This window comes from Proteus sp. HMSC14B05 (assembly GCF_001808035.1).
GTDB lineage: Bacteria > Pseudomonadota > Gammaproteobacteria > Enterobacterales > Enterobacteriaceae > Proteus > Proteus mirabilis.
The window spans coordinates 95,038-118,006 of the sequence record NZ_KV791993.1; the positions used below are offsets into that span (position 1 = coordinate 95,038).

Here is a 22,969-nt window from a genome sequence, read left to right on the forward strand (position 1 = left end):
GATATTTCTTCATATGATATTATCAACTTTATAAACACTTTTATTATGTGCCATAGTTAATACTACTAATTATTAAATCATTGATTTATAGCCCCTTAGTGGTGAGGGAGATAAATACCAAGTGGTGTTTTTCTGATCATTGAGTGTAACTGACATTTCCAATAACATATTTTCAGATAAACAGAACGGGAAAAAATGGTAAAGATGTGTAGTAAAGACAAAAGCTTCACCTCTATTTTCATATTGTGTTTCGTCAATGAATAGCGATAAAGATAAACAACGATAGGGTTTACCTTTTAAAATATAGTCATATAAATGTGTTTTTAGTTCAACGAGTCCATTTAATAATCGCTCACATTTTCGAGTGATCTGCCTATCAGTATCTCGGTAAAGAATATAATCAGAAATCATATGTTTAATAGTATCTAATGACATTAACATTGAACCATTAGCACTGTAATGAGATAACAATTTCCAAAAATGGTGATTATTTACAATAGGTGGATAACAAGATGATAATAATGTGATATTTCCTGTTTTTACTGCATCAGGCATTTTTTCGCTGTGTTTATTTAATAGACCTAACTCATTTCTTTTATATTGTTCAAAGCCAATATAAACACATGCAAAATGTAAACTAGGCGGTGTGACCATAGGATCACCTTTATTATCAAAGAAATTCAAATAATAAAGTGTATGCCCAGTAATATTTTTCTCCATTGTTAATGAATAGAAAATGGCTTTATGAAATTGGGGCATTAAACGAGAGGCGGCGGTTAATTCTGTCGTAGGATAAAAATGACAGTATATGCCACGCGCTAGCTCATGAGGCTCTAGTGATAACTCAATTTTATCAAGATCGGCCAAATAGTGATGGGTTGGAATAGGGAGTAAATAACTTGATTTATTCTTTTTAAAATCAATTAAAAGTGTATGTTTTGCTTCACTATCAATCGCTGGAGCACAGTTTAAAAAAAAGCTCTGATTACACTCTTCTTGAGTTAAAGGAAGTTGCTGACTGAAATAGATATTCACAACAAACCGCTGCTGTTGTTTCCAATCTAATTGAGTCACTATTTGTGGTATATCTAACTCAATAAAATGGTGAACATGGGGTAAATAAAGACCTTCTAATAAACGTTGTGGCGCAGAAAATGAGTTATTTTTCTGTGGGAAGATTTTATAGTCATTGCCAATTTTGGGTTCAAAAGCATAATTAAGAGGATCGCCTTCATAACGTTCACCGTTATGTACCACCTCAATTTTTTCAAAGTATTGACTAAATGCGAGTAATAAAATGTCTGAGGTGGTTTTATTTTCCCCTAAAAAAACATTAAGTGCATTTGTTTGAGTTAATTCCACATCACCACGATATAATATTTCAAGAGAGATACAAGAGTGGTTTGGATGCTGAGTAATTTTTCTATCCAAAATGCTATAAGGCATGATGGTGAAATTATGGCAGAAACTAAATTGTGCCCCGTTGTCGCCAATCACCAAATGTTTTTCATTAATCTCCATGGGATAGGGGAGAATTTCACTTTGGTCAATTTGGATAATTGTTGTTGATGGTAGCCCTTTAATGGCTTGGGAATTTAGTCGTTGCAGTAGGGGTAATGTGATCTCAGGAAAAGCATCATCAATTTTATCTTGTAAACGAGCAGATAAAAAAGCAAAGCCTTCTAAGAGATAACTTGTTTGTGGATCTTGAGGATCAAGTACGCTCGCTAAATGTGGCGCTTTATCTGCATACTCACTGAACAGTTTTTGTAAGTACTGCTTTTCTTTAATATATTTAATTTCACTCATGATCTAATCCAAAAGATGAATATGAGCCGGGTTTTAAACCTTGTTGTTCAGCTTGTTTTTGTAAATCATAATAACGAGCTAATAACCCATTAATTTTATTATCAATATTATTGAGAGTTGCAGGAGAAATAGGTTGCCCTGTTTCAATTTGTACAGCGAGTTGTCGCAGTTTTTCTTCGATTGGCTCAACTTTATTGTGCTGTTTTTGAATATCATAAATTGCCGTTTTTAGATAAGAGAGTGTAAAACTGCCTCTATTTCGTTCTTGCTGAACTATTTTATTAGAAAGTTGTTGTAATAATGTCGCGGTTTCAGACCAGCTATCATTAATTGGCATATTCTCTAAGCGCGTTTGATAAAGATTTTGCCAATTACGTGTAAAATAAATTTGCTCTGCATCTGTAGGCCAAGCGTTTTTGGCTTTTTCTTGCATCGTATCAATTAGCCGTAAATTAGAAAGAGGAGAACGTTTTTCTAATAATGCTAAATGATACTCGTAGCTATTTAACTGTGGTTTAAACAACCATTTGGCAGCCGCACCTTCAGGTATTGAAGTAATCGCATTCATCTCTTGTTTTAAATAGAGATGTACACCAAATCCGACAGCTAAAAACAGTATGCAACTGAGCACACAGCCCCATATAAAACCTCGGGTCGCACTCATTTTTTTTGTTACTACAGTGAAAGAAGAGGCGGGTTGAGGCGTTTCAATCACAAAAGTGGGGGCTGCTTTGTCCGTTGTTTTCGACGGTTGTTGAATACAGACTAATGGCGGTACGCTAACGGGTTCGGCACTATCTTGTTGCGTCTGTTTTTCTTGCTTTTCAATTTGTTTGGCTAAGTTTTGGAAAAACCACAGTAAGTTTTCAATTTTAGGCAGTTTTTCCCAAGTTGTTTTAGCCAGTTTATCGATTATTAACTGTAACGCGCGCTCTGAACGATAGATTAATCGTAGATCTTTTGCTTGATAGGATTGTTGTCTTAATAAAGCGCTGGCTTTGGTATTAAACCAGTTTAATACCTCTGTACGTTGGTTTGGCTTTTCCGGCCACAGGCTATCCCAATAAGTCACAATAACATTTGCTAATAACTCACATCCTTCAGTAAAACCGCTTAAACCATGCTGTTGTAATCTTGCAATGGTATAGTAAGCACCGCTTTGTAGGTCGATACCATGATTTTTAAATAGGGATAAGCAAAGTGACTCAATAAGTGTCCAACTTATTTCTGGTCGAGCAGGGTGGCTCAATTTATTAAATTCGGTTTTCAGGGCAATAAATTCAGGGGTATCAAGTGGAGATCCCCCAATTTTAATCACTAAACTTTCTGATTTCATCGCACTCAACATCCTTTTATTCCCCCACTATAAAGTGGGGGAAATCACATTAATAAAGCGTTTCAGGTAAACGGAATTTTGTGAATAATCCACCGAAGAAAGGATTATTAGATTCATCAACTATAACTCGATAAGTCATATCACCACCGTCGATTGTGAAGCGAATATCGAATGAGTTAGATTTGATATTGATGAGTTTTGCATTATCAACTAATCGCATTTGTGCCCATGGCCCAGAGAAACTGATTGAACGTGGCGATTTATCACCGGAAAGAGGCACTAAAGTCAGTTTACTTTCAATATTGGAACGCATTGAGTTTGGCCATACCAAGTGTGTCACATGGCTACGACTATGAGCGTAATCAATCAATTGTCCATCAAGATTTAAGATGCTACGACGCTTATTACCACTTAATGACAGTGGCTCAATAGCATATTGTGCTTCTAAATTACCTTGGGCATTAAAGAAGGTTTCTCTAATACGATTGGCTATTTCAATTTGTGCTAATACATCAGCGCGGATCAATGATTGGCTATCACTATCGTTGACTAAGTTATTCTCAACGAATAAACGCAGATTTTGTTGATAGAAGCTATCTAATGTTCCATTTGGTTTGAAGAAACGTTCAAATTCACTTAAAGGAACATCTTGTTTAGCTGCTGGGTTAAATGGATAGCGACCGGCAATATAAGTATTGTATTGTTTGACAACATTTTCATTCCATTCTACTTCCATATAACGAATAGCTTCTTTTTGGACCACATTCCATGCTTGCACTGATAACTCATCGACCCAGCGGTTAAGCGGCTCTGGTAATGTTTTCGCCATTTGTGATAGCTCAAAAATAGCGTCGCGATTATTATCGTTTAAGCGCATCGAAACTGCTTTAAGCGCCGCTTTCCCCGGCACTGGAGAGTTTTGGATCCCCAATAGGTAACGATGTAAGTCATTTAGTTTTTGATTCAGATTCTGTAAATTTTCCCCTTGGTTACTGACTAATATCTCAGTTTGAGGAGTAAATTCGCGATCTAAGCGGGTTAATAAACGGTAAGATGGCTCAGCCATCAGTGTTTTTTGTTCATCAAGTGGTAAATTTTCATCAATAGTTGGAATAACCGTGTTATCACGTAGAACTTGTAATGCTCGGCGTAATGGTTGTTCACCACTAATAATTTGCTCAAGAGCGGTAATTTCATCTTGTATTGAATCAAATTGACGAATTTCTAAATTGCTCATGGCATTACGCCATTGAGCCGTATAGTCACTAAGATATTGTTCACTGATTTGACGCTGAATTTCTTTACGATCACTTTCACTATATTGTGTGTTGGTGGTTAGATTAAGAACCCAAGCATCAAGTAATGTTAGCTCGACCAATTTATCATTTTGGCGGATAAAATAGTTTAATAACCCTGAGCGCGTTAAGAATTGTGGAATTTCTAATTTATCATCATCAATAGCCGTAAAGACCGTATTAAAACTTGGGCCAATTTGATGTTGTAAATTTAAAGGCGCTGAAAGCTCTTGATTAGCCTTTAAGCGTAAGGCTTGATATACACGCTGATAAAGTGACAATACACTTAACTCTGCTTGTGCATTTTTTATAGGTCCAGCAAAAGGCATAAAGGCTTTAGTGGCTGAAACAAATCCTTTTTCACGCTCTTGTTTCCAATCTGTGTGCTCAAGGGCATAGCGCAAATGGGCTTTTAGTTGCAGTTGTTTTTCACGTTGACCAGTGAACAGTTGGCTCCAATAATCAGCCATAAAATCTTCTACCATGCCATTATTACGGCCACTTTTATCTTCTAACATGCGCATAATACGCAATATCTCTAACTTATCTTCACTTCCTTTATCGGCACTGTTAAGTTCATTTAACAACCCAGACATAACCGCAGGTAAAAAGCGATCGGTGAGTAGTTGTAAATAGACTTGTTCAACTTGTGGGCCTACTTTTTGACCTTGGTAAAGACCCATATCAGAAAAGAGCACATTTTTATCACGATGATTACCATAAGCTAAGGTTGCTTCACGTAATGGATTGAGCACCGGTAATTGTAGGCTACCATCAGTATCTTTCTGAGCATTGTTCTCAATAGCACGGAATGCTTTTACCTCATTAAGAACGTTTTCTCCAGCACGATAGTTTTTGTCGTAATAGTGGCTCCAACCATTCCAAATTGCGATTAAGCCGACAAAGCTAACAGCAGTGGTGACTAATAGGCGAGTCCGATGTTTTTTAACCCAATAATGGTTTTCTGCTGCAATATTAGGCTCACTAAATAGCACTTGACTAAATAATTGGGTAGTAAAATAAGGGTGGCTATCATTAATTGGCCATGTAGTAAGAGGTGCTGTCGGTAAATGATATTGTTCGGACGCTGTTTGGCTAAACACATCATCGATTTGACCGATTTGCAATGCAGAAGTTAAATAAACCCCTCTTAAACAGATATTATGTTGCTCATTATTGATGAGCAATGCATCAATTAATGTGCATACAGAATGTTGTAACCCTTCAATTTGGCGCACGAAACTAAATAGATCACTACGCTGGTTACCTTCTGCTCTTTGTAGCATCATTTCTGGTAATGCGCTGTTCATTTGGCCTACCCATTGTGACCAAAAATGATTTAATTCCTTTTTCCAATTACTTTTTGCTTTCTGGTTGAAAGAAACACCTAATACTTCATTACGTTGTTGAACATCTAATGATTGATACATTGAGTCAAAACCACGTAATAGATCTAGCTTGGTTAAGACGATATATAAAGGCAAGCGACTATTAAATGTCATGCGTATTTCTTCAATACGCATTTGTAAATCAGCAAGTAGCTGACTATTTTGCTCCTTACTATTGGTTAATAACGATAGGGTATCGACAGTTAAGACGATGCCATTCATTGGTTGTCTTGGGCGATTAGTTTTGATCCAATTGAGTAAATCGCCCCACAAACGGTGATAAAGTTGAGGTTTATCAGCCTGATTTGCCGGTTGGGTTAATAGATCACCATTAGGGACAAAAAGTACAGCATTGTCGGTTAATAGACATTGAATATTTAATGCAATATTTTGTTCGTTAACAATATTGTCGCTAGGCGCAATATCTAATGGGTTTACCGTATTTTTTAATAAGCTATGCTTTCCACTTTGGTTAGCTCCTAAAACAAAATACCAAGGGCGTAAATAAACCGCTTTAGTATGACCATTTAAGTGACGAATAAATTGTGATTTCCAATAGTTTAAATAACGTTTTTGAAAATCAAGATCTTGTCTTACCGGATCAACTACAGCCAATTCGACATCAAGTTTTAATGCTTCCAATTTTTTAACTCGACGCCATGTTGCTAGACCAATCCAACTCACAACAAGCAATACAATAACGACGGTTGCTAACCAACGTGTGGTGACCTCGCTAAACGGTATGGAATCTTGATAACGAAATGTTGGCCCCCACCACCAGATCCAAATAATGAGCAAAGCGGGAAGTAATGCCAATAAAAATAGCAAAAAGGAGGCAATTTTAGATTTATCAGCAAAAAAGAGTTTTTTTACCGAACTCGTAATGTTTGAAATGGAGAAAACCGGTAATTTCATTATTATTGATCCCTATCCATAGTCATTGTTATTTCTGTCTTTTTGTCTATTTTTTGCATGAGTTGTCGTATTAAGTTGGGTTCCCAATCTGCAAGTGAATAATGTGAGGCAGAGGTATTAAGTTGTTGGTATAACTGTGTAGCCATATAATCCATACCTGACAATTCAAATAGTTGTGCAGACAATAATTGTCCATAAAATCTATCTCTAGGCTCTGATCTGCTAGCAAGGTTTAATTCAATAAGCTTCAGGGCTGCTTCAAGACCTTGTTGCTCATAACATTGCAAGACCTCTTGCTCTAGGATTGCAGTATTCGTATTCGATGGTGGCAATTGACCGTTTTCAGTTTGGTTATATTGCTCTAACCACTGTTGTACACTTTCAGGAAAGAAGGGTGTCATATCCGAAAAGTGCAAGTTAACAAGTTCAGGAAGACGCGCTAAAAAAATACGTAACTCTTCAATAATGCCACTTTCTACTTCCCCATAACCTAATTTAGTTGCTACTTGGGCAGCTAACATATGGCCTTCTAACCAGTAAGGGGAGAGTGAGAGACTCTGTTCAATATTGTTTAATAGCGTAATGGACGCTTGAGTCAGTTGAGCTTTGTAATCCATTACACGGTCAATTGATACGGGGGCTAAAGGCGTTTTACCTTGAGCATTAGCTTGAGGTAAGACCGTAATAGCGTGCCAAATTGCATAACGCCGTATACGATATCCTACTGAACTTTCAGGGGCTTGTTGGCAGATAACATCAGCTACTTGAAGTAATGTTTGTTTCCATTGTCTTTCATCTTGATGGTTAACGTTAATAGTTGGTGTTAAGCTATTTTTTGTCGGTGTTTCTATAGACTCGCTAACTGGCGGAGTCTGTACTTTTTCTTCTTTCTCGGCAGGTGAAGCAACAATAATCGGCGCATCGTTATTTTCAATACGATTATAATCTCTGCTTAAATCATCAATTTGTTCTGCAAGTGCCGGGCTTTGTTCATGCCAAAATTGCGCTAGAAAGGCGAACGAGCCTAGAATATCATCACGCATCGCACTGTTGGCTGCATGACAAAAACTCTCACTCGCTGTTTCAAAACGTTTCAAAACTTGATTGGCTAAACGTGATTTCAATTTCATATTGGTTGGGTAGCAACTTTGCCAATATTGACGATTAAAATCAGTTAGGATCTGTGCTGCCAATACTAATTCTTTTGGCTCTCCAGCATGCTGTAAAGTACGTAATAAATGGACTAAGATCCGAAAATCTTTAGTCTGCGTTTCAAATAGGTGTAAACAGCGACGCTGGATCTCTTTAATATCTAATTGACCATGACTAAGTGAGCCGAACTTTATCATTTCACTGTCAATATATTCCCAGTCGGCATCATTATCATTGACAGCACTACTGACTTGCTGTTCATCAAGTGCTGTCAGTAGCTGTTGTTTCCATGCATAAGAAGTATTGTTCATCATGATTTCTACCAGTGGCAAGCCGCTCTTAAAGGGATTATTTGTTGTGAAATACCTGAAATATTGAAGGTGAGTTTTTCGTTATTAGATAATTTCAATGTCAATCTTTCAGCATTTAACAAGCGTTTAATTTCATCTATGCCCGGTATACCGCGGCTTGATTCCAATACATAACCGTTTTCACGTAAAAACCATTCTGCAGTAAATTGTGTTTTATCCGTTGAAACCATCACACTGCCAGCATCTTGTTTTGTTGGCAGGATAATTTGCATCCGAGTAATGTTATCAATACAGCTCAGCATTAAGATGGGGCGAGGCGGTTGAAAGCCAATCGCTGGAATGGTCATTAATACGGGATAATCACCGGTTTCTGGTACTGAGACGAGAAAACCTGCACTGTTTCCCGTCCGTTTCATTTCATGCTCTGTTGCTTGGCGCCATGTTTTACCCATTTGAGTAACATCAGGCAGTGCATTGGAGGAAGATGTTGAAGAAAGCGCAATTTTGTCATAACAATCTAAACGAATTAGCTGAGATGATTCCAAACGGCATTGAGTTAATTCCTCAATCATTTTCTGATTAAGATTATTTTCGGCCTTTCCCGGTGAAGTGAAGAGTAAAGGGAGTAATGTGCAGAAAAAGATTTTCAATACGTTCATTTTATACTCCGTATTTCTTCAATTTATATATTAACGCTCGTTTAGAAATACTAAGCTGTTCTGCCATGGCGTTAATATCTCCTTTCAATTCTTGCTGTTTATCTAATAAAATTTCTTTTTCATAATTTTCTATAGCAACTTCTAAATCATTAACTCCTTTGATTTGTATGGTAGGAAGTGCAATAGTCGCTACAGATGCGGTTAATTTATCTAACGTTTCATTAAGCGTGGTTTCTTTTTCCCTTTGTAATTGATTGATATATTGCAAGTAAGAGATTTTTTGTTGCATATTTGATAATTCAAAAAGATGCTTTAATTGATGATTAAATAGTTCACAATAAATAGGGAAAATACCTTGCTCGATATTTTCTAGCTCTTCAGCTTGCCCTAAAAGAATAATTGTGCCGCATGCTTTATGGTTAACATCATAGATAGGCAAACTATACAATCCGGTGTTCACCGGAAGCTGTGAAATAAAACCGCGCATAGCAGCATTATTAATATAACTACCTTGTTGTAAGTTTTGCCAAAATACAGGTTCACCCTTAAATAGCAGTTGAATTAATGGGTGATCTGCATCGGTAATATCGGTATCTAAAAAATGGCTTTGCACTTGAAGCGTTAAGTCGATATTCCAACTTTCCAATTTATTTTCAGCTTTATTCATTAACGAAATAATTAACCCACTCAGTGAGCTACGAAAAAAGCTATATTTTAGAAATTGAACAGCTAGCGTCTCTACATCATGACATTCTAGTAGTGCAAGCGCATTTTTTAGTCTCGCTTTCATTGCTTAATTAACCTCCGCAATAAACTCATCATTTTCAGTCGCTAAGCGGATATGAGAGATAGCTTCATTACGTGCACTATATTGTAGAAGTAATAAAGAAAGAGGCGGCAATAACGCACCATCAATAATAGATTCCAAAATACGCGCACCATTTTCAGCACGAGAAGCTCTGCGTAAAATTTCCGTAGCAACACTCTCTTCTACATTGATTTCTGCGTTGAAACGCTGTTTTAACAGGTTAATAAGACGAGCTAATTTGCCATCAACAATTTGTCGTAAAACCTCTGCAGGCAACGGTAAATAAGGGATCACTTCCATTCGAGCAAGTAATGCCGGTTTAAAGAAAGTTGTTAATTCAGGGTAGAGTGCATCTTCTAGTTCGTCCGGTTTATCCGCGTAAGCAGTAATGACATGGTCACCTAAATTAGAGGTGAGGAAAAATGCGATATTTTTACAATCAATGACTCGTCCTTCTCCATCGGCTATCTCTCCTTTATCAAAAGCTTGATAAAATAGATTTAGCACATCAGGATGCGCTTTCTCTACTTCGTCGAGTAAAACAACTGAGTAAGGTCTTTTACGAATAGCTTCTGTTAAGATCCCTCCTTCACCATATCCCACATAACCGGGAGGTGAACCAATAAGGCGAGAAACAGTATGTTTTTCTTGAAACTCAGACATATTAATAGTCGTGAGATATTGTGTGCCACCGAACATTAATTGGGCAATTTGGATAACCGTTTCTGTTTTACCCACGCCACTAGGACCTGCTAATAAGAATGCCCCCAGCGGTCGACCCGGTCGACGTAAATCAGCCCGCGCTGTAAGTAAATGTTTGTGTAAACATTGAATGGCTAATGATTGGCCTTTGATACTCTCTTCCAAGTAGGTCGGTAACTCAGTGACAATTGATAATGCATCTTGTGATAATCGATTTAATGGTACGCCTGTCCATTCAGCAATTACCGCCGCAATTTGTTTTTTATCGACGTGAGGTGAAACCAGTAAATGCGTGTCGTGTAACTGAGCAAGTTGTTTATCTAATTGTTGTAACTGTTGCTTTAATTCTTCAGATGAGCAGGGGGGCTGTGTTGCTATTTTTTCATCATTATCTTCAGCATTATCTTCAGCATCTTCTGCTTCACTATAAGTTCTTATATCACTTACCACTTCATTATTTGCAACATCGTTTGCGACATCGTCATTAGTCGCTTCGGTAGCATTATTAAGTAATGTTGCTCGTAACGTAATAATTTGAGATACAAGCTCTTTTTGTTGCTCCCATGCTTGCTGTAAATCAGTTGCTTGTTGTTCAATAGCACTTGCTTGTGAGGCTAACGTTTCAAGACGCTCAGAATGATCATCTAAACCTAAATAGTGTTCTCTTTGTAATACATCCATTTCCATATTGATTTGGTGGAGTTCTGTTTTCAAAGAGGATAATGCCTTTGGTGGCGAAGATAGATTAATCGCGGCTCTTGCACAGGCTGTATCTAATACATCAATGGCTTTGTCTGGTAATTGACGTCCAGAGATATAACGTTCACTTAATTCAGCACTGGCTCGTAGTGCTTCATCATCAATAAAGACATGGTGAGATTTTTCATAGATACTACGTAAGCCACGCATAATGATAATGGCTTCTGCAGATGATGGCTCTTTGACTTGCACTAATTGGAAACGGCGCGCTAATGCGGCATCTTTTTCAAAATATTTTTTGTATTCGCTCCAAGTCGTTGCTGCGATAGTTCGTAGCTCTCCACGCGCCAAAGCCGGTTTTAATAAATTAGAAACATCTAAGCCACCTTGCTGGTTACCTGCACCAATGAGGGTGTGTGCTTCATCAATAAATAGAATGATAGGGTGAGGAGATTGAGTGACTTCTTGCATAATGCCTTTAAAGCGTTTTTCAAATTCGCCTTTGACTGCAGCACCTGCTTGTAATGCGCCTAAATCAAGAGTAAGAAGTTCACAACCTCTTAATTTATCAGGAATATCTCCGGCAATAATACGTAGTGCTAGTCCTTCAATTAACGCACTTTTACCCACACCGGGCTCTCCGACTACTACAGGATTGTTTTTACGGCGACGGCACAGAATATCAATCATTAAGTCGATTTCATTATCGCGACATAAGACCGGATCTAACTCACCATTTCGCGCTTGTTCAGTCATGTTATGAGTAAATTTCGCTAACAATGAATCAGCGGCAAGGTTACCTTTTTCTGATACTGTTTTTTCGTTAAAAGGCGATTCAGCAGAGCCTTCAGTCCATTGATCAAAATTGAGTTTTAATTGGTCGCGGTTAATCTGCGCAAGCATATCGGCAACAGGTTTCGCAAGATAACGCAAAGGCATTTGTAGTAAAGTTAAAAACAATGCACCAGAGCGAAGTTCACTGTGATTTAGCTCAGTTGACGCTAATAGCCAGCTATCTTTCATCCATTCGACTAATAAGGGTGAAAAACTAGGATAACTTTGTGTAATAACTTGATGTGGCGGAATGTCGATATCTAATAACTCTGATAACGCATTAATATCTAATGCGCTTTTTTGACTGATCATACGAATGTCAGTTAATGGCGTTTCTATCAGTTTTTGTAGAAACTGAGCAATCGTAATTTCAGGTTGCTGGTGGCTTACACAGTAAGCGGCTGCACTTTCTAAGGCATGCTTAGCTATTGGGTGTAATCGATTAACGAGAGTAGAGAGATCAATTTGGATCATAATGCGTCCTAGCCAAGTAAAGTATTAAGTTGTTCCACAATACTGAGTGTTTGATAATTCAGTCTGGATGAATAAATGCTATAAATAATCAACGCGAATACCGCTGTACCTATGAGAATATAGCGAGCCCCTAAACGCTTACCTAAACGATAACGGCTTTGTTGGTTATCACCTTTTTCAAATAGAACTATTGGTTTAGCGTTACCTCTTAGCTGTTGGATCTGTTTTTGTAAGCGTCTTAATAAATGATTAAATTCATCATTTTGTCCCGCAGAGACTTTGTAGCGCCCGCGGTATCCTAGGCATAAACAAAGGTAGATAAATTCAATCAGATCGAGGTAACGCTTGGGTTCACCTAATAATCTTTCAATTAAGACAAAGACTTTTTCACCACCCCATGATTCATTATGAAAATGAACCAGTAATGATTGTTTTACCCAACCATTATCTTGATCCCAGCCTAATCCAAGGGCGGTTTCATCAATAAAAGTACATAGCACATAACGAAATGAAACAATGGCACCTGGCTCGTAACCTTGGATCTGTAATTGTTGCTCAATAGAGGTAATATCCATGACAACTTGTTGGTACAGCTTTTCTGAAAGTGGGGTTTCAGACATCGCTTTCATGCGCAATACCATGCCTAATAAAGGTGTAGCAGCATCTATCATTGGATTGATGTTGTTTCCTCTTAGCGGCAGTTGGTAATTTTTCTTTGTAATGCGCTCTTCATCATCATGATTCAGTAAAATATCATCAGTCATAGAGTGCTCCATCTCTTATTGCCCATAACTGAATATCAAGATCGGGGAAGTTTCCTGAAACGTGGAATGCGATGTTGCCATCCTGCTGGATCCCTTTCCATTCATTGCCTTGTTGATCAAAATGGAAATAGTTATATCCCGAGTGATAAGGTAATTGTCTTGGTGCAGCCGAAAGTGGTGATAAAGGAACACCCGGTATTTGCACACTAACCAAGCTGCGAATGTTATTGATTGTTGTCACCTTAGTTTGTTGTGGGAATTGGCGACGTAGTTGCTCTTGCGGCATTTGTGATTTCACCGCAATAATAAATTCAGCTCGTTGTAGCAGTTGTTTGTCATGAATGGTTGCGACACGAATACCATGCTCTTGAACTTGTAGCGGGATTGGGATCGCTCTTGGTGTTAAGACAACACTGAGTGCTTCGCGGATACTGGCTATTAATGGAATATAACTTTCTGTTAATTTAGCATGTTGATATTTGGCAATATTTTCAGGTAAACGTGAAGTATTCGTGAATGTTTGTAGTTCACCACAAAGCTCTAATAAATCTCGAAATAGTTTTTCAGGATGGATCACCGGCTCTTGAGCATAATGCGAATAGAGTGGATAAGTGCGATTAAGCACTTGTAACATCATAAATTCTGCCACATCCGCAACACCTTGCTGACCTGGGGCACCAATGCGAGAGGCAATTTGTTTTCCTCTTTCATATAGCGTTCCTTCAAGCTCGGTGAGAAATTGGCTCAATAATGTTGAGGCACGGATATTTAATAGGCTGGGAATATAATCATTATCTAGCGTTAAATTACCATTAGCATTACGCTCTCTAATACGACAGATAGGTAAAGCAACATAGGCATCTAAACCATGTTTACCTTGTTTGAGTATTGGTGTGAGCTGTGCAACATGAATAGCACTGATATCACCATTTTCAGTATGTAAATCACGAATATTTTCGGTGCTTTCGCTGTAGCGAGAAAGTAAACGACTACCGTTATGTTCAGTGGAAATTTCACTGACATTCTCGTTCATTAAAGGAAAAGCCAGATAAATAATACTGCTGTCACTATCAGTAATATTCGTTATATCAATAGGCTGTGGTAGTAAATCTTGGTTTGGTATAGAGAAAATGGTGCCGTCTGGCATAACACCAGAAGCTTCTTTAATACCAATACGACCTAAAGCATATAAATCGTCACTCAATTTTAAGGTACTAAATCCCCAAAAGTGTGAAAAAAAGTTATTTAAAATACTCACCGTCATATAATCTTGATGACGTTGTTGTTGCTGAAAATGTTGAGGTTTGATAAATAGCCCTTCACGCCAGATCACTCTATTTTTAGTTGACATATTAATCATCCTCTTCTTGTCTAAATTCGATTTCATTTTCCCTAATGTGCACTAATAGGAAGTAGTGGCGTCCTTTACCACGCGCTTTGACTATTTTCTTCCATTCTGCTTTATCAGGATCTGAGTAATAGGCAATAATGCCAATGTAACGGTTAGATGGGTCTAACGTCATAGTAGGGAAGGGTTTATATTGGCCAGGTAAAATGGTGTAGTCTTGATGGTCAATATAATTTTTCTTTAGAACTTTCTCTAAGTCACCCTCTTTTGCATCTATCTGATCATGATCAACAGAGCCAAATACTGAATCTTCGTTAAGATAAACAACTTGGATATTTATCGGCGCAGCTTCACCTTCCTGATTAGGATTAATATAGGGCTCCGCAAGGATGGTTAATGCAACGGTAGAGGGCTGATCTTTCGGTTGCCCAACAGGAGTTGAGGGATCTAATAAGATTTTCCCCATTTTACCCGCGGCTTCAAAAGGTTTACTACATCCACTCAATATTAAAAAAGAGCTAAATAACAGTAATATTGAGAAAGTTCTAAGCTGCATATTAAGCTTCCTCTATTCCTTTTCTCAGCGCTCTGTCATAAGCATGGCTGTATACTTCATAGAATAATTTTTCAAAACCCTGTTGCCGAGATGAAGAGAGTTCTTTGTAATAGTTGTTGTACATTTCCCAAGCCCAGCCATCATTCATTGGTGTGTTATCTGAAGCTCGTCGATACTGAGAAAAGCGGTTTAATAAATGTTCAGGAGAGAATGCTGCCAACATGGTTGATAGTGCGGTTGAAATAGCTTCTTGATTCGCTTGATAATGCAATTGGATGTTGTGCAAGCTTTCTGTTACTGCCGCAGGTGCTGAAAGATGTACAGGGCTACGTTCATCGGTAAACATCAACTTCATTGTCTCTTCATAGCCACTATTAAGACGTAGAGGATTATCTTCAATTGGGCGTAATTGCTTATCTTGTAAGCTTTCTTGTTGTTGTTGCAAAATCAGTAAACCTTCAATAGCCGCTTTGACGGTTTTACCCAGTTCAACAAGAAAATCATTAGCATGCTGTGTATTTGTTAAATTAAGGTGGATACCTAATCCCTTCATCAGAGGGTTAACCGCCACATGATCGACATCGGTCATATGTTCGTTTTCATTAGGTGTGATTTTAGGTAAATCAATAAATTCTTGGACCATAGTATTCTCTTGATTATCTGATGTCGGAAAGGCAGATGAATACGAGTGGGGGTCACTCAATAAAGGATCGTCTGAAGTAGCTTGTGTGTTTTTAGAAATTAAGCTTAGATTTTCGTTTTCTAAAGCCTGTAGTGGATCTGTTGTTAATGCACCCTGAACGGTTGGTACAAACGGAGGCTCTTTCCGCTCATTTTTGACTGTTGTATCAACATCAAATAATGAATCTAGCGGATTATGATCTTTTGCGATAATAGACTGAGGCGTCATCGCCATCATATTTTGTACCGGCTCTCCGGTAAGACTAATATTGGTGGCAATAACTAATTTACCCACTTTTATCTGATCACCTTGGGTCAGTCTAACGGCATCAAGATGCAATGGAATAATCGCATTATTAATGTAAACAGGACCTGAATTTACTTTTAAGCAAAAGTGTTGATCTTTCCAAAACACCGTACATTGCCGATCGGCAATAGCACCTTCATTATCTTGGATTTTCCAGTCACATTGATTGCCACTACCAATCTGTCCGCCACTTTGAGTTAAAGTCGCATTTGGCAGATAACCACTTTCTAGCTGTTCACTATTTTTGATGCTAAAAGAAATTGTTGGCTGATATTTATCCATCTCTTTATTCCAATACCGTAATGGTGACATCCGGTTTCTTTGCGGGTTGACCTAAAAAGCTTTGCCAGCCTAATTGGTTGTGTTGTTGGTGACCCAAACGGAACCCTTCGGCTTGCTTTTCAGCAATGCTAAGACGTAAATCCCAAGCTAATTGCTCATGAAAAATGTAAGAAACAAAGGCAACTAATGGTGCGAAATCACTGCCGTTAGGTAAAAAACGCATATAGCGTTCTAAACTTAATTCACTGATTTCGATGGTGCATTTTCCATTGCAGTCATATATGTGTGAGCCCAGACTAAAATTTTCCCCTAATAACATTCGTGGGCGAGATTTTTGTCCGGATTGATGAGAAATCGTACCTAACTTGTTTTGTTGTGATTCAGGAATAGGAACACGGCGTGTCTCCCAACCAATTACTTTTACATTTTCTAAGTCGAAACAGTGAGATATAAGACTACTAATCACATCAGAAGAGCGACTTGGACTCGCCAAAAGACCAGCATAAGCGAGCATTTTGCTATGGTTGATTTTGATCCGACCGCGATTAGCTCCATTGCCTAATCCAACGAGAGAAAACATATATTGTGAAAATGAATCCTGACCTTCATTTTCAAAGCAAATGTAGTAACGATATTTGCGCCAGATCCGATAAAGTAACGCTATCAGACGATGATTGAAGATATCGAGAAAAGCGGAGATACCTTCTATCTGTTGTGCATCTTCCCAAGCAAACTCATCCAGATAATAGCCTGGTAGGGGGGACTGACTTCCTTGTAAGCCTAAAAAAGCGACTTCTAATTCATATTGTTCGACATTATTTTTTTCAATGGAAATGACATCTCGCGTCGGAAATGCAATATTTGAATAAGATTTAAAGCGAAGAATACCGCTGTCATCCTCCATCGAGTTGACATCTTGATGAATTATTTTATTTAACAATTCAACGAGTTGATAAAAATTATACTCTGTTACCGATGAGCCAGCTTGTTCCAGCCAACGATCGATTACTTCAGTATGTGCTGGTTGATTTGTGCTGGCCATCGATAAACTTCCTTATTATCAAGGTTAATAACTTCCAACTCATGAAACATATTAATGCTGGTATATAAGGTGAAAAATTGAGCGATAACGGTACAAAATAGGAATAAACTTCCTTCCGAAAGAAACGCATTTTGATGAACAACTAAAGTTGTTTTCAGACCACGAACAGGAAGCCCTTTGTAGATATGCTCAATATGCTCTGAATGTAAATCAACTAATGCATCTAGGCGTTTTTGTGATTGCCTTGCAACCTGTGTGTTATAAACAGACGGTAAATCATAGAGTTGTAATATTTTTTTTAATGAATCAAGATTGAGCAAAGACTGATAATTTAAAGATAAATTAGTTAATTCAGACCAATATAATGTTTTATCTAATAATGGATATAAAGGCAGTGTTGGTGCGAATAAATTCTTAGCAGATAAAGCCCCATAAGGAATTGATGCACTATCTAAATCGATAGAACGCGTCGATAACTGGGAAGCGATATAGCGGTTAGTACAGTTGAGTGCAACAGAAACGGTTTCTTCACACTGTTGTAACTGAGGCTCTTGCTGACGAACAAAAGAAAGTCGATGGGAATAGCCGTATAACTGTTCATTTTGACTTATCTTTAAACGGTAATAGCCATGATTTTGAGTCTGATGGTTTTGATGATAAAAACTTTCAAATGCTGTATAGGTGATCGGATAAGGTTTAGCATCATTAGGATAACGTAACCCTCTAACCTCATTAATCGAAAAAATATCAAAACATTCAGTAAGTTGGTAATTAGGACTTAAAACATACTCCTCACTTTTCCCCGTCAAATTTATTGCTTCACTATCAATAGGAAATAAATTCACAATAGGGGTGCAATTAAGTTTAATACTGTCGTCGTAAAGAATAACGCCATCAGGAATTTCTAGATCAAAATTGATCACCAGTTTGAATTGCTCTGCTTCGATAGCCAAAGGAATGTCATCCAAACCATGAATATCTAGAAAGAGAAAGGCTTCAGGAAAACAGAAAAACTCTTGCAGTATACGATAGCCATCATAGCTATTTTTCGGGTATGGAAGTAAGGCATCCTGCTTTTGAAAACCAACAGGCGTAACTGAAAAGTGAGTAAGAGGTAGCGTATGTACATCTGTGACTAAAGAGGCACTCTGCACATGCTGGCTTAATAAAAAATAGAGCTGATTTGTAGTAAATGGCGCACCATTTAAGTAAAAACACAATTTATCTAAGCCAATATTGGCAAGTGGCTGTTTTGTTGCTAACTCAAATGTTATTTCAATGGCGGTTGTTTGCTGCAAAATGTTACTGATTTTTGTCGGCATTAACCAGAGGTCGCGACTTTGACTAAATCGACATTGAAATAACGTCTCGTGGTTTGTTTCCTCACTTTGCACATAAAGTGGAGTGGCACTAAAAGGTTGTCCTGCTGAAATTTTTGTTGCGTGTTGGCACTGAGCATAATTAGGATGATATTCAACAATCGTCATGCTTGGCACAGGGCGCGCGTAGTTTGGCCAAAGCATATTGGCTAAACTGTTAGTTAACTCAGGAAATTGTCTATCTATTTGCTGGCGTAAATTACCCGATAAATAAGATAGCCCATCCATAATCCGCGAAGTATCAGGATCTTTAACATTGTGCGAAAGCAAATTAACAAGTTGCGGTTTTTCTTTGGCAACTTGCTCAGTCAGCTCATTTAAGTATTCTGATTCATTGGTAAAGTAGGATTTTGATGACATATTAATGCTATTTAAGCTGATATCTACGGTTATTATCTAAATACACATTAAATTCAATAAGTTGCTGCTTATTTTCTAAATCAATAAAAGCATTAATATTAAATTGTAAAGATAAACTATCTGCATCTTCTTCAAGAAATTTCACTACAACTTTGCTGATCCGTGGTTCATACGCAATAATGCAACTACTAATGCTATCTTCTAGGTGAGATTTAAAATCAACCGTAGATTGAGTCGCATCATTTAAATCAGGGATCCCTAAGGGTGGCGTTCCTTGGCAACCATCAGGTCTAGCATTTAAGATGTAATTTAAATTCTGTTTTATTGATTCAATGAGTGTATTTGTTCGCGAACGATGGGAAAAACCTAAGTTTTTCCCTCGGATCCGTTCAAATAAGCTGGCGCCAGCATTAGCCTGCCAGCCATAATTGGATGCCATCACCGTTACTCTTTATCAAGACGACCAACAAGTGATAATTCAAAGTTTGCACCCATATATTTAAAATGTGGGCGAACTTGAATAGCGACTTGGTACCAACCTGGATCGCCATCAACATCAAGTACTTTGATTTCAGCTGAACGCAATGGACGTTTACTACGAACATCTGCTGGTGGGTTTTCTTGATCTGCGACATATTGCTTAAGCCAAATATTGAGTTCACGCTCCAGATCTTGACGCTCTTTCCATGAGCCAATCTGTTCACGTTGCAATACTTTTATATAATGAGCTAAGCGATTGATAATAAACATGTATGGCAATTGAGTTCCTAACTTATAGTTAGTCTCTGCCAATTTGCCTTCAGGAGTATTTGGGAAGACTTTTGGTTTTTGAACCGAGTTTGCGGAGAAGAATGCAGCATTATCACTGCCTTTACGCATGGTCAGCGTGATAAAGCCTTCTTCTGCTAGTTCAAATTCTCTACGATCGGTAACTAAAACTTCAGTTGGGATCTTAGTTTGTAATTCACCCATCGCTTCAAAAATATGCACAGGAAGATCATTAACTGTACCGCCACTTTGTGGGCCAATAATGTTTGGACACCAACGATATTTTGCAAAACTATCATTAATACAGCTTGCTAATAAGAATGCGGTATTACCCCATAAATAGTGCTCATGGTCTTGTTTAACATTTTCTGAATAGTTAAACATTTTTACAGGGTTTTCTGTTGGAGAGTATGGCAAACGTAATAAGAAACGCGGTGCTGTTAACCCTAAATAACGGGAATCTTCTGCTTCACGCAGTGAGCGCCATTTAGTGTGTGCAGGGCCTTCAAAAACAGATTTTAGATCTTTAATTGCCGGCAGTTCAGCGTAGCTATTAATACCAAAGAAATTAGGTGAAACAGATGATAGGAATGGCGCGTGAGCCATTGCACCAACAGTACTAACATACTGCATTAACTTCATATCTGGCGCAGTATTGTTAAAGGCGTAGTTACCAATAACTGTTGCAACAGGTTCACCACCAAATTGGCCGTATCCTGAAGAGTAGACGTGTTGATAGAAGCCTGATTGAACAATTTCTGGAGAAAATTCAAAATCTTCTAATAACTCTTCTTTAGTTGCATGAAGAATATTGATCTTAATATTTTCTCTAAAATCAGTGCGATCAACGAGTAATTTTAAAGAACGCCATGAAGCTTCAATTTCTTGAAATTTAGGCGCGTGAAGAATTTCGTCAACTTGAGTACTTAGTTTATTATCAAGTTCAACAAGCATTTTATCGATTAATAATCGATTGATCTGTTGGTCTTCAGATTCACTGGCGAAAATATTACTAATAAAAGCAGCAACACCTTGTTTGGCAATATCGTATGCTTCTGTTTCTGGAGACATACGTGATTGAGCCATAATTTCATCAAGCAAAGAGCCTGTAGATGCGGGGGCTTGTTGCTCTTGAGCTTCTGCATTTAGTGACATGAAATAATCCTCTATAAACATTATTTTTGATTAGCAGCAATATCGAGCTCTTTTAGAAGCTGTTCGCGAGTTTCTTGATTTTCAAGTAGTTCTTGAAGACGCTTTCTAAAAGCTGGGACATTGCCTAGAGGACCTTTTAATGCAACTAAAGCTTCACGCAATTCGAGAAGTTTATTTAATTCGGGCACTTGGCGAGCGATACTATCAGGAGAGAAATCCTGTAAAGATTTCACATCAAGGTTAACATTAAGCTCTGAATCACTGCTTTCTTCTAAGGTATTGCGAACATTAATATTTAAATTAATGCCAGCACTTTCCATAACAGAATTGAAGTTGTTTTGATTGACTGAAATCGCTTTGCGATCTTCAATGGGGGTCTCTTCCGTTTTACCTTTCATATCCCCAACAATCAACATATTCAATGGAAGTTCGACTTCAGCCTGAGCTCCGCCAGTATTTGGCGTATATTTAATATTAATCCTTTCTTTAGGGGCAACACTACCGAGATTTTTCTTACTCATTTAAGTTAAGCTCCTTGTATGAGTATGCAATAACTTCTTAATTCCATAAATAAAATGCCTAAATTAAAAATTAATAATAAATTTAGAGCATGCACTTCCCTACACAGAACAAAACAGGCTCTGCGTTAAGAATTCTTTTCCCAGTAAGGTGTTTAAATATGTTTAATATTGTACAAAGTTTATTTTTTAGTTTTGGTCATGATATACAAAATTAACTTAGGGTCAATAGGTAATTTATTATATGAGTTCTTATTTTTATATTAAATAAGCTGAGAGCAGTATCAATAGGGCATCTTATCGGGATAAGAAATAAGTTTGACTATAATTATGAAAGCTAACTTATTCGGTGGTTACTCTAATAATGAGTATCTAAATGATATAGCTAATTGCAATATTAATTAAACTCAATTTAATAAATATAGAATATATTAATTTATAAAATTCTGTGAGCTAAGTTCATATTTTACAATTAGTAATATAATTTCATCTTTTTCTAGCATAATTACTTATTTTATCTATTTTGCTTGAAAGGTTATTTCAATTTTAGGATAAGTTAGCTTTTACTCATTATATTTGTAGCACGATGATGGATACATATTAAACAAGCCTTTTAGGATATTGGCGATGCTTTTATATTTTGCTTTATTTTCAATGTGTTATAGTGTTTTGAGTTAAGGCGTTAATCTTTATTTAGGAGTAATAAAGAGGTTTTTTTTGGGATATCAATTTATTCATAGGAACATAACGTGTTAGAAAATCAGAGGGAATAATAGGTTTTAAAGCCCTTTGTGACGCTACATATTGATATATTAAAAATAACATATATATAACGAGTATATGATAAAAAATAAAAACGCAATGAAACTATTTAGGTGTGAATTAGTTTTTTATGGCAACAGAATTGCAAACATAATACAGCTATATTGGTTTAACTTAAGGGTATGATCTGAAAAATATTCTGCTTTAATAAATGGATTTTTAATTTTTTAGTACGATGTATCTCTTATAGTGAGTAAGAAGATGGTGCTATAAGCCAAAAAAGACTAACCATAAATAGCTAAATAACTATAGAGATATCTTTATTGTTATCAAATAAGAGGATTACCTATTTCAATCAAGGATAAATACTAATATGGCTCAAATAGATCTTTACCCTAATATGATATGAAAAATCTTCTCTCAATATTGCTACTGTAATGAGCATCGCTTCTTAATTTATACTGGAATAACAGCATATCTTTATCATCAATAAGTAAAGACCAAGATAGTTAAACTAAAACTTTTGTGTCTCCCTATCCTTATTTTCTACTTGTTCATTGTATAGTTTTATAATTAGCCTCCATAAAATGAGTATTGGTACGTAAAAATAAGACTGAAATATACGCATATCGAGTGTGTTAAATAAAAATAGTGGCTTAATTAGC

16 protein-coding genes are annotated in these 22,969 nt (G+C 37.1%); all 16 read right to left on the bottom strand.

What is annotated here, in order from left to right; all coding sequences use genetic code 11:
• Positions 1-72: 72 nt before the first annotated feature.
• The 16 genes from HMPREF3129_RS11335 to tssB are packed head-to-tail and all read right to left on the bottom strand — an operon-like array spanning position 73 to position 21,545.
• Complete coding sequence (locus HMPREF3129_RS11335; RefSeq protein ID WP_004244608.1) at positions 73-1,809, bottom strand: type VI secretion system baseplate subunit TssF; 1,737 nt, start codon at positions 1,807-1,809, stop codon at positions 73-75.
• Entirely contained in the window at positions 1,802-3,145 is a 1,344-nt protein-coding gene (locus tag HMPREF3129_RS11340) for a VasL domain-containing protein (RefSeq protein ID WP_223302915.1), read from the bottom strand. The genes HMPREF3129_RS11335 and HMPREF3129_RS11340 overlap by 8 nt, the downstream gene beginning before the upstream one ends.
• 49 nt (positions 3,146-3,194) lie before the next feature.
• Positions 3,195-6,743, bottom strand: a complete 3,549-nt coding sequence (tssM, locus tag HMPREF3129_RS11345; RefSeq protein WP_004244610.1) for a type VI secretion system membrane subunit TssM — start codon at positions 6,741-6,743, stop codon at positions 3,195-3,197.
• A 2-nt stretch (positions 6,744-6,745) separates the two neighbouring features.
• On the bottom strand, positions 6,746-8,209 hold the full coding sequence (tssA, locus tag HMPREF3129_RS11350; protein ID WP_036920041.1) for a type VI secretion system protein TssA: 1,464 nt from the start codon (positions 8,207-8,209) through the stop codon (positions 6,746-6,748).
• Between the two features lie 5 nt (positions 8,210-8,214).
• Complete coding sequence (gene vasI, locus HMPREF3129_RS11355) at positions 8,215-8,865, bottom strand: type VI secretion system-associated protein VasI (RefSeq protein WP_004244612.1); 651 nt, start codon at positions 8,863-8,865, stop codon at positions 8,215-8,217.
• Between the two features lies 1 nt (position 8,866).
• Entirely contained in the window at positions 8,867-9,655 is a 789-nt protein-coding gene (locus HMPREF3129_RS11360; protein ID WP_004244614.1) for a helix-turn-helix domain-containing protein, read from the bottom strand.
• Positions 9,656-9,658: 3 nt separating this feature from the next.
• Complete coding sequence (gene tssH, locus HMPREF3129_RS11365) at positions 9,659-12,382, bottom strand: type VI secretion system ATPase TssH (protein WP_036894552.1); 2,724 nt, start codon at positions 12,380-12,382, stop codon at positions 9,659-9,661.
• 8 nt (positions 12,383-12,390) lie between these two features.
• Entirely contained in the window at positions 12,391-13,146 is a 756-nt protein-coding gene (gene icmH, locus HMPREF3129_RS11370) for a type IVB secretion system protein IcmH/DotU (protein WP_004244617.1), read from the bottom strand.
• Positions 13,139-14,497 carry a type VI secretion system baseplate subunit TssK gene (gene tssK / locus HMPREF3129_RS11375; RefSeq protein WP_004247647.1) on the bottom strand — a complete coding sequence of 453 codons (1,359 nt, stop codon included), beginning with the start codon at positions 14,495-14,497 and terminating at the stop codon, positions 13,139-13,141. The genes icmH and tssK overlap by 8 nt, the downstream gene beginning before the upstream one ends.
• A gap of 1 nt (position 14,498) precedes the next feature.
• On the bottom strand, positions 14,499-15,050 hold the full coding sequence (gene tssJ, locus HMPREF3129_RS11380) for a type VI secretion system lipoprotein TssJ (RefSeq protein WP_004244619.1): 552 nt from the start codon (positions 15,048-15,050) through the stop codon (positions 14,499-14,501).
• A 1-nt stretch (position 15,051) separates the two neighbouring features.
• Entirely contained in the window at positions 15,052-16,320 is a 1,269-nt protein-coding gene (gene tagH, locus HMPREF3129_RS11385; RefSeq protein ID WP_004247648.1) for a type VI secretion system-associated FHA domain protein TagH, read from the bottom strand.
• Between the two features lie 4 nt (positions 16,321-16,324).
• The gene (gene tssG, locus HMPREF3129_RS11390) at positions 16,325-17,362 is read right to left on the bottom strand and encodes a type VI secretion system baseplate subunit TssG (protein WP_004244621.1); all 1,038 of its coding nucleotides are present in this window, start codon (positions 17,360-17,362) and stop codon (positions 16,325-16,327) included.
• On the bottom strand, positions 17,326-19,101 hold the full coding sequence (gene tssF, locus HMPREF3129_RS11395) for a type VI secretion system baseplate subunit TssF (RefSeq protein WP_017628432.1): 1,776 nt from the start codon (positions 19,099-19,101) through the stop codon (positions 17,326-17,328). The genes tssG and tssF overlap by 37 nt, the downstream gene beginning before the upstream one ends.
• Before the next feature lie 7 nt (positions 19,102-19,108).
• Positions 19,109-19,540, bottom strand: a complete 432-nt coding sequence (gene tssE, locus HMPREF3129_RS11400) for a type VI secretion system baseplate subunit TssE (protein ID WP_004244624.1) — start codon at positions 19,538-19,540, stop codon at positions 19,109-19,111.
• Positions 19,541-19,545: 5 nt separating this feature from the next.
• On the bottom strand, positions 19,546-21,024 hold the full coding sequence (tssC, locus tag HMPREF3129_RS11405) for a type VI secretion system contractile sheath large subunit (RefSeq protein ID WP_004247652.1): 1,479 nt from the start codon (positions 21,022-21,024) through the stop codon (positions 19,546-19,548).
• A 20-nt stretch (positions 21,025-21,044) separates the two neighbouring features.
• The gene (gene tssB / locus HMPREF3129_RS11410; protein WP_004247653.1) at positions 21,045-21,545 is read right to left on the bottom strand and encodes a type VI secretion system contractile sheath small subunit; all 501 of its coding nucleotides are present in this window, start codon (positions 21,543-21,545) and stop codon (positions 21,045-21,047) included.
• Between the last annotated feature and the right edge of the window lie 1,424 nt (positions 21,546-22,969).

Bases quoted from the DNA above. Each gene is read 5' to 3' on its own strand.
- HMPREF3129_RS11335 (WP_004244608.1), bottom strand. From the start codon at position 1,809: ATGAGTGAAATTAAATATATTAAAGAAAAGCAGTACTTACAAAAACTG.
- HMPREF3129_RS11340 (WP_223302915.1), bottom strand. From the start codon at position 3,145: ATGAAATCAGAAAGTTTAGTGATTAAAATTGGGGGATCTCCACTTGAT.
- tssM (WP_004244610.1), bottom strand. From the start codon at position 6,743: ATGAAATTACCGGTTTTCTCCATTTCAAACATTACGAGTTCGGTAAAA.
- tssA (WP_036920041.1), bottom strand. From the start codon at position 8,209: ATGATGAACAATACTTCTTATGCATGGAAACAACAGCTACTGACAGCA.
- vasI (WP_004244612.1), bottom strand. From the start codon at position 8,865: ATGAACGTATTGAAAATCTTTTTCTGCACATTACTCCCTTTACTCTTC.
- HMPREF3129_RS11360 (WP_004244614.1), bottom strand. From the start codon at position 9,655: ATGAAAGCGAGACTAAAAAATGCGCTTGCACTACTAGAATGTCATGAT.
- tssH (WP_036894552.1), bottom strand. From the start codon at position 12,382: ATGATCCAAATTGATCTCTCTACTCTCGTTAATCGATTACACCCAATA.
- icmH (WP_004244617.1), bottom strand. From the start codon at position 13,146: ATGACTGATGATATTTTACTGAATCATGATGATGAAGAGCGCATTACA.
- tssK (WP_004247647.1), bottom strand. From the start codon at position 14,497: ATGTCAACTAAAAATAGAGTGATCTGGCGTGAAGGGCTATTTATCAAA.
- tssJ (WP_004244619.1), bottom strand. From the start codon at position 15,050: ATGCAGCTTAGAACTTTCTCAATATTACTGTTATTTAGCTCTTTTTTA.
- tagH (WP_004247648.1), bottom strand. From the start codon at position 16,320: ATGGATAAATATCAGCCAACAATTTCTTTTAGCATCAAAAATAGTGAA.
- tssG (WP_004244621.1), bottom strand. From the start codon at position 17,362: ATGGCCAGCACAAATCAACCAGCACATACTGAAGTAATCGATCGTTGG.
- tssF (WP_017628432.1), bottom strand. From the start codon at position 19,101: ATGTCATCAAAATCCTACTTTACCAATGAATCAGAATACTTAAATGAG.
- tssE (WP_004244624.1), bottom strand. From the start codon at position 19,540: ATGGCATCCAATTATGGCTGGCAGGCTAATGCTGGCGCCAGCTTATTT.
- tssC (WP_004247652.1), bottom strand. From the start codon at position 21,024: ATGTCACTAAATGCAGAAGCTCAAGAGCAACAAGCCCCCGCATCTACA.
- tssB (WP_004247653.1), bottom strand. From the start codon at position 21,545: ATGAGTAAGAAAAATCTCGGTAGTGTTGCCCCTAAAGAAAGGATTAAT.